The 12678-nt window shown below is 72.8% G+C and carries 13 protein-coding genes; 8 read left to right on the top strand and 5 right to left on the bottom strand.

Annotation, left to right across the window (positions count from 1 at the left end; translation table 11 throughout):
* The first annotated feature begins 156 nt into the window (after nucleotides 1–156).
* From QRX60_RS04330 to QRX60_RS04320, 3 genes are read left to right on the top strand one after another with little or no spacing between them, the layout of a single operon-like run.
* Nucleotides 157–1284 carry a hypothetical protein gene (locus QRX60_RS04330; protein WP_285999502.1) on the top strand — a complete coding sequence of 376 codons (1128 nt, stop codon included), beginning with the start codon at nucleotides 157–159 and terminating at the stop codon, nucleotides 1282–1284.
* Complete coding sequence (locus QRX60_RS04325) at nucleotides 1281–2192, top strand: ABC transporter ATP-binding protein (protein WP_285999501.1); 912 nt, start codon at nucleotides 1281–1283, stop codon at nucleotides 2190–2192. Before QRX60_RS04330 ends, QRX60_RS04325 begins: the two co-directional genes overlap by 4 nt.
* Nucleotides 2189–3031 (top strand): ABC transporter permease, encoded by an 843-nt coding sequence (locus tag QRX60_RS04320; protein WP_285999500.1) that lies wholly within the window; start codon nucleotides 2189–2191, stop codon nucleotides 3029–3031. Before QRX60_RS04325 ends, QRX60_RS04320 begins: the two co-directional genes overlap by 4 nt.
* Here QRX60_RS04320 and QRX60_RS04315 read toward each other — a convergent pair.
* The gene (locus QRX60_RS04315) at nucleotides 3021–3827 is read right to left on the bottom strand and encodes an esterase/lipase family protein (protein WP_285999499.1); all 807 of its coding nucleotides are present in this window, start codon (nucleotides 3825–3827) and stop codon (nucleotides 3021–3023) included. The genes QRX60_RS04320 and QRX60_RS04315 overlap by 11 nt on opposite strands.
* Nucleotides 3828–4116: 289 nt before the next feature.
* Between QRX60_RS04315 and QRX60_RS04310 the strand changes: the two genes are divergently transcribed.
* Nucleotides 4117–4302 (top strand): hypothetical protein, encoded by a 186-nt coding sequence (locus QRX60_RS04310; protein WP_285999498.1) that lies wholly within the window; start codon nucleotides 4117–4119, stop codon nucleotides 4300–4302.
* Here the strand turns inward: QRX60_RS04310 and QRX60_RS04305 are convergent.
* The 3 genes from QRX60_RS04305 to QRX60_RS04295 all read right to left on the bottom strand — a co-directional run bounded on the left by QRX60_RS04305 (nucleotide 4299) and on the right by QRX60_RS04295 (nucleotide 7870).
* A complete protein-coding gene (locus tag QRX60_RS04305; protein WP_285999497.1) occupies nucleotides 4299–5492 on the bottom strand; it encodes a glycoside hydrolase family 64 protein in 1194 nt (397 codons plus the stop codon). The two genes, QRX60_RS04310 and QRX60_RS04305, sit on opposite strands and share 4 nt — an antisense overlap.
* Before the next feature lie 109 nt (nucleotides 5493–5601).
* Entirely contained in the window at nucleotides 5602–6546 is a 945-nt protein-coding gene (locus tag QRX60_RS04300) for an MBL fold metallo-hydrolase (protein ID WP_285999496.1), read from the bottom strand.
* Between the two features lie 61 nt (nucleotides 6547–6607).
* Complete coding sequence (locus QRX60_RS04295; protein WP_285999495.1) at nucleotides 6608–7870, bottom strand: ricin-type beta-trefoil lectin domain protein; 1263 nt, start codon at nucleotides 7868–7870, stop codon at nucleotides 6608–6610.
* A gap of 393 nt (nucleotides 7871–8263) precedes the next feature.
* Between QRX60_RS04295 and QRX60_RS04290 the strand changes: the two genes are divergently transcribed.
* The 4 genes from QRX60_RS04290 to QRX60_RS04275 are packed head-to-tail and all read left to right on the top strand — an operon-like array spanning nucleotide 8264 to nucleotide 12076.
* Nucleotides 8264–8740, top strand: a complete 477-nt coding sequence (locus tag QRX60_RS04290; protein WP_285999494.1) for a PTS system mannose/fructose/N-acetylgalactosamine-transporter subunit IIB — start codon at nucleotides 8264–8266, stop codon at nucleotides 8738–8740.
* A gap of 18 nt (nucleotides 8741–8758) precedes the next feature.
* Nucleotides 8759–10366, top strand: coding sequence for a PTS system mannose/fructose/sorbose family transporter subunit IID (locus tag QRX60_RS04285; protein ID WP_285999493.1), 1608 nt, complete (start codon nucleotides 8759–8761; stop codon nucleotides 10364–10366).
* Nucleotides 10367–10376: 10 nt separating this feature from the next.
* Nucleotides 10377–10766, top strand: coding sequence for a PTS sugar transporter subunit IIA (locus tag QRX60_RS04280; RefSeq protein WP_285999492.1), 390 nt, complete (start codon nucleotides 10377–10379; stop codon nucleotides 10764–10766).
* The gene (locus QRX60_RS04275; RefSeq protein ID WP_285999491.1) at nucleotides 10763–12076 is read left to right on the top strand and encodes a hypothetical protein; all 1314 of its coding nucleotides are present in this window, start codon (nucleotides 10763–10765) and stop codon (nucleotides 12074–12076) included. The genes QRX60_RS04280 and QRX60_RS04275 overlap by 4 nt, the downstream gene beginning before the upstream one ends.
* On the opposite strand, the gene QRX60_RS04270 is transcribed toward QRX60_RS04275, so the two are convergent.
* The gene (locus QRX60_RS04270) at nucleotides 12057–12638 is read right to left on the bottom strand and encodes a hypothetical protein (RefSeq protein ID WP_285999490.1); all 582 of its coding nucleotides are present in this window, start codon (nucleotides 12636–12638) and stop codon (nucleotides 12057–12059) included. The two genes, QRX60_RS04275 and QRX60_RS04270, sit on opposite strands and share 20 nt — an antisense overlap.
* Nucleotides 12639–12678: the final 40 nt, after the last annotated feature.

Below are 12678 nucleotides of genomic sequence, written 5' to 3'. Positions count from 1 at the left end.
CTGCGGGCACGACGAGGAACCCGCGAGAGGTGCGGGACACGTGGACTTCCGGAGCGGGACTAGCTCAGGACGGCAGCATGAACGGGATTCGTCACCCTTCGACCATAGCCCCGGACGCGGTGCCATGGCGTACAAAGGACGAAGAGGTGATGCCGGATGACGCCCTCGGTGGTGCGGCACGCGAAGCGGCGCCGGTGGGCGGTCGTCGCCGCCGTGGCCGCGGTGCTCGTGTCCGTGCCGTCGGTCGTCGCCGCGCTCGCCCCGGCGGGGGCGCCGGCCGACCCGGGCCGGCTGCGCGAACTCGTGCTGCAGTCGGCCACGCGGCCGTACCAGGGGTACGCCGAAAGCGCCGGCTCGCTCGCCCTGCCGGAGCTGCCGAACCTCGCCCCCGTCACGGCGCTCTTCTCCAAGCGGACGCCGATGCGCGCGTGGTACGCCGGGCCCGACCGCTACCGCGTCGACATCCTCGGCACCGCCGGCGAACACGACGTCTACCGGCTGCCCGACGGCGAATACACGTGGGACTACGGCGACAACACGCTGACCGAGCTGATCGGGGATCCGGACGTCCGGCTCCCGCGGGCCGGGGACCTGCTGCCGCCCGAGCTCGCGCGGCGGATCCTCCGGGCGGCGAAGGGCGACCCGGTGAGCGCGCTGCCGGGGCGGAACGTCGCCGGTGTCGCCGCGTCCGGGCTGCGGCTCGTGCCCGCCGATCCGGCCACGACGATCGGGCGCGTCGACGTCTGGGCGGACCCGGCGACCGGCGTGGCCGTGCGCGTCGAGGTCACCGCCCGCGGGCAGCAGGCCCCGATCCTGGTCACCGAGTTCCAGCAGCTCGAGCAGGCGACACCGGTCGTCGAAGCGCCGCGGCCCGTGCTCGGCTCGGGCTTCACCGTGGCGAGCGCCCCGGACGTCTCGAACGCGCTCGGCGCGCTGGGCCAGGTGCCGCTGCCGGCGACGCTCGCCGGGCGCCCGGTGGCGTCGTCGAAGCTCGGCGGCGTAGAGGGCGCCGCGCTCTACGGCACCGGGCTGGCGGCCTTCGCGGTCATCGCCGTGCCGCGCGCCGTCGGGAACGCGGCGAGCGAAGCCGCCGGGAAGGCCGGCGCGGTGCAGACGAGGCTGCCGGCGGGCACCGTGGTGCAGCTGTCGATCACGCCGTTGTCGCTCGCGATCGTCCGCTCGTCGGTCTTCCGCCGCTCCTACCTGCTGGCCGGCACGGTGACACCGGACGTGCTGAAGACCGTCGCGGAAGAGCTGTCGACGCTGCGCCGGAGCGGCCGATGATCGGCACGCGCGCGCTGACCAAGCGGTACGGCACCACCTTGGCGGTCGACGCCGTGGACCTGCAGGTCCACGAAGGCGACCGCTACGGCTTCCTGGGCCCGAACGGCTCGGGCAAGACCACCCTGGTCCGGATGCTGCTCGGCCTGGTCTACGCGACCAGCGGGGAGATCGAGGTGCTCGGGAAGCCCGTCCCGAAGCGCGTCGCCGAGGTGCTGCCGGAGGTCGGCGCGCTCGTCGAGGGCCCGGCCGCGTACCCGCACCTGTCCGGGCGCCGCAACCTCGCGCTGCTCGACGCCGCCGGGCGCGGCGGCGGGCGGCGCACGCGGCGGCGCCGGATCGGCGACGCGCTGGAGCAGGTCGGGCTCGGTGCGGTCGACCAGCGTCCGGTGAAGGCCTACTCGCTCGGCATGCGGCAACGGCTCGGGCTCGCCGGCGCGCTGCTGCGCAAGCCGCGGCTGCTGATCCTCGACGAGCCGACCAACGGCCTCGACCCGCAGGGCATCAAGGAGATCCGGGAACTGCTCGTCGAGCTGAACGCGGGCGGCACCACGGTCTTCCTGTCCAGCCACCTGCTGTCCGAGGTCGAGCAGCTCTGCACGCGCGTCGGCGTCGTCGACCGCGGGCGGCTCGTGCTGGAGGAAGACCTGGAGACGCTGCGGGCGGCGACCGGCCGGATCCTGGTCGGCACGCCGGACCCGGCCGAGGCGATCGCGGTCCTCGACGGGCAGCTCGAGTCCCGCGACGGCGACCGCCTGGTCATCCGGCACGGCGACCCGGCGGCGTTGAACGCGATGCTCGTCGAAGCGGGGGTGCGCGTGACGTCGATCCACGCCGAGCAGCGGACGCTGGAACAGGTCGTCCTCGACGTGACGGGTCCGGGCTCGGACCGGTTCGGGGCCGCCGGATGATCGCCGTCGAGCTGCGGAAGCTCGCGCTGCGGCCGCGGGTGTGGGTCAGCGTGCTGCTGCTCTGCCTGCTGCCCGCGATCGTCGGCGTCTTCCTGGCGACGGCCGACTTCGCGCCGCCGCCCGGGCAGGGCGGGGCGTTCCTGTCGGCGGTCGTCTCCGACGGCGCGCTGTTCCCGGCGGCCGCGCTCGCGCTCGTCCTGCCGCTGTTCCTGCCGATCGCGGTCGCGGTCGCCGCGGGCGACTCGATCGCGGGCGAGGCGTCCACCGGGACCCTGCGCTACCTGCTGGTGCGCCCGGTCGGCCGGACGCGGCTGCTCGGCGCCAAGATGGTCGCGCTCGCCGTGTACGTGACCGCGGCGATCGTCATCGTCGTCCTGACGTCGCTGGTGCTCGGGGTGATCCTGTTCGGCACGGGCGGGACACCGGGGGTCGCCGGGCCGGGCGGGCAGCCGACCGGGGTGACGTCGTTGTCGGGACAGTCGCTCAGCTCGTCCGGGCTGGGGTTGCGGCTGCTGGGCGCGGTGTCCTACATCGTGGTGTCGATGCTCGGGTTCGCCGCGATCACGGTGTTCCTGTCGACGGTGAGCGACTCGGCGCTGGGGGCGGCGCTGGGCGGGCTGGCCGTGCTGATCACCAGCTCGGTGCTGGAAACCTTGGACGCCGCCGCGTCCGTGAAGCCGTACCTGCCGACGCACTACTGGCTGTCCTGGATCGACTTCTTCCGGGATCCCGTGCTGTGGCGCACCATCGACCACGGGCTGCTGCTGCAGGCGGGCTACATCGTCGTGTTCTTCGGGGCGGCGTGGGCGAACTTCGCGACGAAGGACGTCACGAGCTGAGGCACTCGGCCGGCGCTTCGAGCGGGCCGGTGCCGAGGGCCTGCAGGACGAGCTCGGTGACGGCGGGGTCGGTGGGGAGGTCGCCGTGGCCGGCCTGGTTGCCGGGGCAGACCTGCTGGAGGGCGACGTTGACGGCGCCGTCGAGCCGGGCGGACTCCGGCGGGGTGACCGTCTCGTCGCGTTCGGTCCACACCGACAGCCACGGCAGCGTCGCCGGGATGGGTTCCCTCGCCAGCTCCTGCATCAGCGTGCTGCCGGGGGCCAGCTGCACGCACGCGGTGGGGCAGCCGCCCGGGACGAGCGCGCCGCCGGCCGCGGCGAGCCCGGTGCCGTGCATCGGCGCGCCGAGCGTGATCACCCGGCGGGCCTGGTGGTCACCGCCGTCGCGGCTGACCCACAGCCGGGCGACGACGCCGCCGGCGGAGTAGCCGATGACGTCCACCGAAGGTGCTCCGCGCGCGTACGCGTTTTCGGCGGCTTCGGCCAGGACTCCGGCCTGTTCGACCAGGTCGCCGGTGCCGTCGCCGGCCAGGGTGAGGACTTCGGTGCTGCGGCCGGTGGCCTGGCGGATGCGGGCGGCGAGCTCGTTCAAGGCGCCTTGGCCACCGCCGTAGCCGGGGACGAGCAGGACGGGCCCGGGCTTGTCCTGCTCGGGCGTCCCGGCCTGCGGCGCGGCGCTGGTCCCGGTCGTGGCGAGGACGGCCGCGACGAGCACGGCCACCACGACGAAGGCGAGGCCGCCCATGAGCAGCCGCCGCCGCGGGCTGATCCCCCGCCACCAGGCCGTGATCCGCACGCTTCCATCATGACCCGGCGGGGGCGAGGTGGGTGTGATCCGGCCGGAACGCACGTGACGGGACTCGGAACTCGCGTGATGGAAGGCGGAACTCGCGTGATCGGAGCCGGAACTCGCGAGTCACGTCTCCAATCACGCGAGTTACGTCTCCGATCACGCGAGTCACGGCCCGGGGCACGCGAGTTCCGGCTGCGGGCCATCCGGCAGTTCACCCGTTCGCGCTGAACCGGCGCGCCGCGGCCGCCGTGTGCCGGATGGGAGTGTGGAGACAAAACCGGGGTGAGCTGAGATGCGGATCCGGAAAATACTGCTCGTCATACCGTTGCTGGTGCTGGACCTGGCCGCCTGCGGGCAGCCGGCGGTCCTCGTCAAGGTGGGCAAGGCGGTGCCGGCGCCGGCACCGGAAAGCACCGGCGTACCCGCCTGCACGTGGCTCGGGGATACGCCGGTGGCGCCGGAGGTGGTGCGGCTCTAGTCGAACGGGTCGAGCGTCAGGTACGCCGTCGCCGGGTTGCCGTCGTTGACCAGGGACTCGAAGTGGCCCACGTCGTCGAAGGCGAACGCGTACGCCTTGCCGTCCGCCATCTGCGCGTGGATCTTGCGCGCGTAGTGGTTGGTGACGGCGTCCAGGTAGAACCCGGCCGAGCTGGTGTCCGGCTGGTTGGCGTTCGTCAGCAGCGTCGAGCGGTTGAAGCCCGCGCAGAGCGTGCGCGAGATCTGGCCGCGGACGTCGTTCGGGGCGTCGAGGTTCTTGTAGCAGCCGAAAACGCTGTCGGAGTCGGGTTTCCGGAACGCCGTCACGAACCCGCCGGACGTGTTCGTGAAGTTCATGACGGTGCCCGAGACCCGGCCGTAGTACTTCACGTTCGGCTGGTCGGCCACCGGCGTCACGGTCAGCGTCGACGAGCTGTACTTCGTCCAGACGCGGTCGATGTAGTCCTGCAGCACGTTCGCGGGCAGCGCGCCGGCCTCGATGCCGTGGCTCGGCGCGAGCGCGCGCAGGACCGTGCCGTCGGACCGCGTCCGGATCAGGTTGGCCCAGCCGCCCGGCTGGCCGCGCAGCGCGGTGTAGAACCCGTTGTAGCCGCCCGCTTTCAGGTGCCCGGTGTTCTTCGTGGTGCCGCCGACTGGCTGCACGCCGACCGCGTAGGGCGCGGAGAACATGTCGACCTGGGTGCTGTTGATCCAGAGCCCGCCGTCGTTGAGCGTGTACTCCGACCAGTTGAAGAGGATGTTCACGTTGGGGTCGGACGGGTTCTGGATCGCCGGCTGCACCAGCCCGCCGGTGGCGAGCTTGAACACGAGCTTCTGCCCGTAGGAGAAGTAGATCCGGCCGGAGAACTTCGGGATCCGGATGGTGATCGACTGGCCGTTGGCGGGCCCGGGGATCGACGCGTCGGGCGCCGGGACCGGCGGCACCGCGCCGCCGGGCCACGCGTGGAACGTGCCGTTCGCGTCGGCCCAGCCCTGCTGCCCGGTGGCGAGGTAGGTGCCGAGGTCGTAGAGGTAGACCGGGTCGGTGCGGCCGGAGTTGTTGGTGATCTTCAGCGGGATCGTGGCCGGTACCGCATCGGCGGCCGGGGCAAGGGCGGTGGCGAGCCCGGCGGCGACGGCGGCCGCCGCGGCCAGGGTGGCGAGTCGTCCGAAGAACGGTCTGGTGCGCACGGGCGTCTCCTCGTCGAGGCCGGTGATCGCAAGTTGTCCAGACCATTGGAGGTGGCTCGGCGAGCGGTTGTCAAAGGCTGATAGGTATCAGCCCCCGTCCGGAGCAAGGCTAGGAGATGCGGCGGACCGGCTCCCCGCCCAATAGGCAGTCGAGGTCGATCCGGCCGCCCGCCGCCGCGAGCACCGCGTCGATCGCCAGGTCGACGTCCAGCTTCCGGCCGTGCTGGTCGGCGTAGGCGCGCATCAGGTTGCCGATGTGCCGCTCGGGGTTGCGCCACGTCGGCCAGCGCAGCGACGCCTGGTTCGCCAGCTTCGTGAAGTCCGTCTGGCGCCCGGTCACCTCGAGCAGCCACTCCAGGTAGACGCGCATCGCGTGCAGCGAGCTGTGGCCCGGGGTCGCCACCGGACCGTGCCCCGGGACGACGGTCCGGGGGTTGAACGTGTCCTGCAGCCAGTCGAGCGCGTCGAGCCAGCCGAGGATCGAGCCGTGCACCGCCAGCGGCGTGTCGCCGATGGACACGAGGTCGCCGGTGAACAGCGTGCCCGAGCGCGGCTCGTGCACCACCAGGTCGCCCGCGGTGTGCGCGACGCCGGGCACCGCCACGACGTCGGCGACCGCGCCGCCGAGGTCGAGCCGCTGCCAGCCGTTCACCGGGTGGACGGCGTCCGGCTCCGGCGGCTCGAGCACGCCCCACTGGGTGTAGGTGAAGACGTTGCCGTAGGTCTGCGGCCCGGCCTTGACCAGGTCGACGCTGCCGTGCGCGGCCAGCGCCGTCCCGCCGTCGCGCAGCGCGACCCCGACGCCGTTGTGGTGCTCGCCGTGCGCGTGCGTGACGACGACCGTCAGCTCCTGCTCGCCCGCGTACTTGCGGACGTCGCGCATCAGCTCCAGCGTCGCCTGCTCGGTGCCGCAGGTGTCGACGAGCACGACACCTTCGCTGCCCTGGATCCAGCCGCTGTTCGAGACGAACCACTCGGCCGGGCTCTTCACGTACGCGACCACGCCCGGGCGCGCGTGCCGGAGCGGGACGATGTTCGATGTGACGGCCGGCATGGTTCCTCCCCTGAACTGACGAAGCGGTTAACGACGGCGGCGCGAGCAGGTTGCGCCCTTCTTACCCGGCGAGCACCCAGCGCTGGTTCGCCGTCGCCGCGCAGGTCCGGATCTGCAGCCGGGTGCCGTCGCCGGTCGACCCGCCGGGCGCGTCGAGGCACTTGCCCGACTGCGGGTTCAGCAGCGTGCCGTCCGACCGCGCCTGCCACGCCTGCGCGCCGGTGGCGTTGCAGTCCCACAGCTGGACGAGGGTGCCGTCGGCCGTGCCGCTGGAGGCGACGTCGAGGCACTTGCCGAAGGCGCGGATCGTGCCGTTCTGCCTGGTCCACCGCTGGGCAGCGCTGCTGTTGCAGGTCCAGAGCTGCACGGCGGTGCCGTTGGCGGTGTTCGACGCGCTGACGTCGACGCACTTGCCGCCGACCCCGGTGATGGTGCCGGCGGGGTAGGGCGTGCCGCTCGCGATGAGGTACGCGCTGGTCGCGACGTTCCAGTGCGTCGCCAGGTAGCTGCCGGGCGCCGGGTTGGTGCTGAAGTAGTCGTCGCCGAGGCAGTCGAACTGGTTCTCCGGCGCGCCGGGGCAGACCTTGACGAGGCCGCCGGGCGGGTTGGGCAGGCCGCCGTCGTCGTAGCACATGATGTCCTCGTCGTCCCAGCAGTGGCCGTAGGCGCTGGAGTGCGGCGCGCTGCCCTGGACGGCGCCGAGGGTGTGCAGGAGTTCGTGCCCGGTGGCCTGCCAGGACCAGCAGCCGGTGCCGACCGTGGCGTAGTGCGGGCCGGCGTTGTAGGGGTTGTCCGAGCCGGGGCTGTCGTTGCCGCCGTTGCCGAACGCGAGGCCGCAGCCGTCCTTGTCGTACCAGACGATGTACTTGCGGTCGGCGCGGTTGTAGCCCCGCGCCTTGATGGCGTTGGTGATCGTGTCGACGGTCGCCATGTCGGACTGGGCGATGGTCACGTTGTCCACGGTGGCGCGGCAGCCGGCGTCGGTGACGTACCGGACGTGCCGGACGCCGCCGCCGAGCCGGTAGGCGGCTTCGACGAAGCTGTCGTCGATCTGGCTCGCGAAGGTCTGGAACTGGCCGACGAACTGGGCGTACCGGTCGGCCTGGGTGGCGCCGCGGACGTAGAGGGCCTGGACGCGCTTGCCGCTGGTGCCGTCACCGTCGCAGACGGTCGACATCGGCGCGGCGGCGGCGGTCTGCTGCCGCAGGTGACCGGGCAGCTGCTCGGTGCCGTCACCGGCGGCCGCGCCGGCCGAGGGCAGCAGTGCGGTGGCGAAGACGAGGGCGGTGCTGAGCGCGGCGAGGCGCCGGGTTCTCGTGGTCATGGGGGAGGTCCGCCTTTCCCGGTGCGGCAGGGGACGAGAAGTGCGGTCTAGACCACCGAGGATGATAGGCAGCGCGTGAGTGGGCTGTCACTGACAAGAACGGACAGCTTGGGGTGAATCGCCCACTGAAATTCGGTCGTTCGATTGAAAATGATCTTCCGCGCCGATCGTCGGCGCAGGTCTTGACAGTCGATCTCGTACGTCCATACTGGTATATACCTTTATGGGAGGGTCCGGGGAAACCGAGGGGGTTTCGCGTTCGCGGGCCGACGGAAGGTCTGAGGGGTCCTTCCGTCGGCCACGCGAAGCCGTCGTTCGCCTGCCGGTCACGGGCAGTGTTGACACAGATACTGGTACGAACCAGTATGGGTGCTGCCGGCCGGGAGGAGACGCATGGCGGGGGCACACGTCCGGATCGACAACCGGCTGATCCACGGGCAGGTCACCGTCGCGTGGACCCGGCGGCTCGGCGTGCGCCGGCTGCTCGTCTGCAACGACGACGTCGCCGCCGACGACCTGCAGCGGGCGCTCCTGCCGCAGGCCGCCCGGGGGCTGCCCACGGAGGTGCTGACCGTCGCCGACACGCTGACCGCGGAAACCGGGCCGGACCTGATGATCGTCGCGAAGGATCCCGAGGACGCCTTCCGCCTGGTCGAGGGCGGCCTGCACCCCGGAATCGTGAACGTCGGCAACGTCGCGCCCCGGCCCGGCACCACCTACACCATGGTCACGCGCTCGATCGCGGTCACCGCGGACGAGGCCGACGCCTACCGCAAGCTCGCCGCGACGGGCGTCCCGCTGGTCACGCAGCTGATGCCGCACGACAAGCCCGCCGATTTCCTCCCGTTGCTCGACCGGAAAGGGCTCTAGCCCCGCATGCTCGTCGCGTTGGCCCTGACTCTGTGGGCGATCTACTGCACCTACGACGGGCTCGGCCCGTTCCTGATCTACGCCCAGCGCCCGCTCATCGCCGGCTCGATCGCCGGGCTGATCGTCGGGCACCCGCTGCTCGGCCTGCTGGTCGGCGCGACGCTGGAGCTCGCCTCGCTCGGCGTCTACACCTACGGCGGCGCGACCATCCCGGACTACCAGACCGGCGCGATCGTCGGCACCGCGCTGGCCGCGGGCGCCGCCGGTGACACGTCCGCCCAGGCCGCGATCGGGATCGGGGTCGGGCTGCCGGCCGCCATCCTGCTGGCCGCGCTGGACCCCGTCGGCAAGATCGTCACGACCGCGCTGGTCCAGCGGGCCGACGGCTACGCCGCCGACGGCAACGCCCGCGGCCTGGCGATGATCCACTGGGTCAGCCTGGTGCCGTGGGTGGCGGTGCGCGCGATCCCGACGTTCCTCGCCGCGCTCGCCGCGTCCGGCGGCCTGGTCAAGGACATCACCGCGAGCATCCCCGCCGGGTTCGTGCACGGCATGACGCTCGCGGGGTCGCTGCTGCCGGCCGTCGGGTTCGCGCTGCTGCTCGGCATGATGGAGCTGTCGCGGTACTGGTACCTGCTGCTGATCGGGTTCGTCGCCTTCGCCTACCTCCACGTGCCGCTGCTGGGCATCGCGCTGATCGGTGTCGCGGTCGCGATGCTGTTCGTGACGCTCAAGCGCGACGAGCCGGTGATCGGGGTCCCGGAAAGCCCCACCGAAGAGTCCACTGTGGACGCTCGGCTGACGAAGCAGGACCTGCGCCGCGTGTTCCGCCGGTACTTCTGGTCGAGCCAGATCTCCTGGAACTACGAGCGGATGCAGGCGCTCGGGTTCGCGTACTCGATGGAACCGGTGCTGCGCCGGCTCTACCCGGAGAAGGCCGACTACGTCGCCGGCCTGCAGCGGCACCTCCAGTTCTTCAACACCTCGGTGCTGGTCGGCGGCCCGCTGATCCTCGGCTCGAGCGTCGCGCTGGAAGAGGCGGGCACGCCGAAGTCGGCCGCGAGCACGAAGGTCGCGCTGATGGGGCCGATGGCCGGCATCGGCGACACCCTCGTCTTCGCGCTGTACAACAGCATCGTCTTCACCATGGGCGCGTCGTGGGCGCTGCAGGGCAACTGGCTCGGTCCCGCCTTCGCCGCGGTGATGGTCCTCGTGCCGTACGCGCTGGTGCGGCGCTGGCAGTTCGGGTTCGCCTACCGCGAAGGGAAACGGCTGGCCGGCCACCTCGCCGCCGGCGCGCTCGCGCGCGTCGCGCAGGGGGCCACCGTGCTCGGGTTCGTCGTGCTCGGCGGGTTCATCCCGTCGATCGTCAAGGTCGTCACCACGCTGACGTACCGGCAGGCCACGACGGTCCAGGGGCAGCCGGTGACGCAGGCCGTGGCGATCCAGGACCGGCTCGACGAGCTGGTCCCGTTCCTGCTGCCGGTGCTCGTCACCGCCGCGGTGTACCTGCTGACGGCCAAGGCGCGGCTGCGGCCCGTCTGGACGATCGGCATCGTCGTCGTCGCCGGGGTCGTCCTGGGGTGGCTCGGCTGGTTCGCGCCGTCGGCCCCGGCGAAGAGTTAAGGAGACCGCCATGTCCGTCCCGATCGTTCTCGCCGGGCACGGGCGGCTGCCCTCCGGCGTGGGGGAAGCCGCCGAGATGATCCTCGGGCCGCAGTCGCGGCTGAAGGTCTGCGAGCTGAGCCCGCACGACAGCCCGGAGGAGTTCGGCGTCCGGCTGCTCACGCTGCTCGGCGGGGCCACCGAGGCCCTCGTGCTCGCCGACCTGCACGGCGGCTCGCCGTTCAACGCCGTCCGCGCGCTCGCCGCCGTGCACCCGCGCCTGCAGCTGGTGTCCGGCCTCAACCTGCCGATGCTGCTGGAGGTCCTGCTGCACACGACCGACGACGTCACCGAGCTCGCCGGGGTGGCCCGCGCCGCCGGCCGCGACGGCGTCGTCGACGTCCTGGAATCCACCTGGTGACCGCCGCGCTCCTGCTCGCCGCGCAAGACGTCCGGATCACGCCGGGGCCGGGGCACCCGCTCGGCGGCTACCTGGCCCGGAACGGCGTCGCGACCGGCACGCACGACGACCTCGAAGCGTCGCTGATCTGGCTGTCCACCGAGGACGACCCCGGGGTGCTGTGGGTGGCGCTCGACGCGCTCGCGGTCGACGCCGGGCTCACCCGCACCCTGGCCGACGCCGTCGCGGCCGCGGTGGGCATCGACCCGGCGCGGGTGCTCGTCTGCGCGTCGCACACGCATTCCGGGCCCGAGGGCTGGACCGGCCAGCTGCACCCCGGGCTGCCGGGGCAGCGCGACGCCGGGCTGGTCGGCCGCATGGCGGAGACGGTCACCGGCGCGGCGCTGCGGCTGCGCGCGGGCCGCGGCCGCGTCCGGGCCCGCTGGCACGCGGGGTCGACCGAGGCCGTCGGGGGCAACCGCTACCGGCCGGACGGGCCGCACGACACGTCGTTCGGCGTGCTCGAGCTGCGCCGCGACGACGGCTCCCCGGCCGCGCTGCTGTTCGACTACGCCAGCCACCCGACCGTGCTCGGGCCCGACAACCTCTCGTGGTCGGCCGACTGGCCGGGCGCGACGCGGCGCGAGCTGGCGGCGCTGATCGGGCAGCCGGTGGCGGTGTTCCTGCAGGGCGCGGCGGGCGATGCGAGCTCCCGCTTCGTCCGGCGCGGCCGCGACCACGCCGAGGTCCGCGCGCTCGGCGGCCACCTGGCGACGTCGATCGCGCGGACGCTCGCGGCGGCGTCGTCCCCGGCCGCGACGGGCCCGATCCGGCTGTCGCGGTCGCCGCTGCACCTGCCCTACCGCGACGTGCCGTCCCTCGAGGACAGCCAGGAACTGCGGCAGTCGGCCGAGCGCGAATGGCAGCACGAGCTGGCCCGCCACGGCGAGGACCACCCGGCGGTCCGGATCGCGCAGACGCGGTACGAGGGCTGCGCGATGCTCGCGGCGATGGCGGCCACCGATCGGCCGAAGGGCTGCGCGGAGGTCCCGGTCACCGTGGTGTCGCTGGGCGAGATCGCGTGGCTGCACACGCCGTTCGAGCTGTTCGCGTCGCTGGGGCTGCGCATCCGGCGGGAGAGCCCGTTCCGCCACACGCGGGTGATCGGCTACTCCGACGGTTACCTGGGCTACCTGCCGGACGCGGACGGGCACCGCGACGGGGTCTACGAGTCGTACGTGACGCTGTTCGGCCCGGATGCCGGGGACGTGCTGGTGGAGCACTGCCTGACGCTGCTCCGGGCGCACGACGTCATGCGTTCGCGCGAGTGAGCGGGAAGCCGGACCGGAGCCCGGCGGCGGCCAGGAGCCCCGCGCCGGTCAGCACGTAGAGCGCGGGGAACGCCGGGTCGACGTCCTCGGGCAGCATCGGGCGGACGAACCGGCCGCGGTCGGCCAGCACGGTGAGCCGCTCGCCGGCGGCGAGCCCTCCGTCGTCGCGCAGGTCGCCCCGCACCGGGGTCGATCCGCCCGGCAGGACGAGCGGGTAGTCGCCGCCGTCCGGGAAGGGGGACACCCGTGCCACTTCCACCTCGGTCGGCGTGCCGCGGTGTGCCAGGACCACGTCGGTCACCAGCGCCGGCCCGCCGACGGCCAGGAAGAACAAGCCGACCAGGCTCAGCGCCGGCGGAACGTGGCCGGTGCGGGGTCCCCAGGCGTCCCGCACCCAGGCGATCGCCCACAGCACCACGCCGATCACGGCGAAGCCGGTCACGAGGAGCGCGGTCGCCGTGGACTGCCGTTCCTCGTGCGCGGACCAGACGACCAGTGCTGCCGACGCCACGAAGACGACGGCCGGCACGAGTGCTCGGTGTCCCTTGGCCCGGCGAGTCATCGGTGCGCCCCTTCCGCCGTTTCACGCGCGACGGGCACCG

The organism is Amycolatopsis mongoliensis (assembly GCF_030285665.1).
Lineage (GTDB): Bacteria > Actinomycetota > Actinomycetes > Mycobacteriales > Pseudonocardiaceae > Amycolatopsis > Amycolatopsis mongoliensis.
The sequence above is the reverse complement of the archived record's forward strand: the minus strand, read 5'-3'. Positions and strand labels throughout refer to the sequence as shown.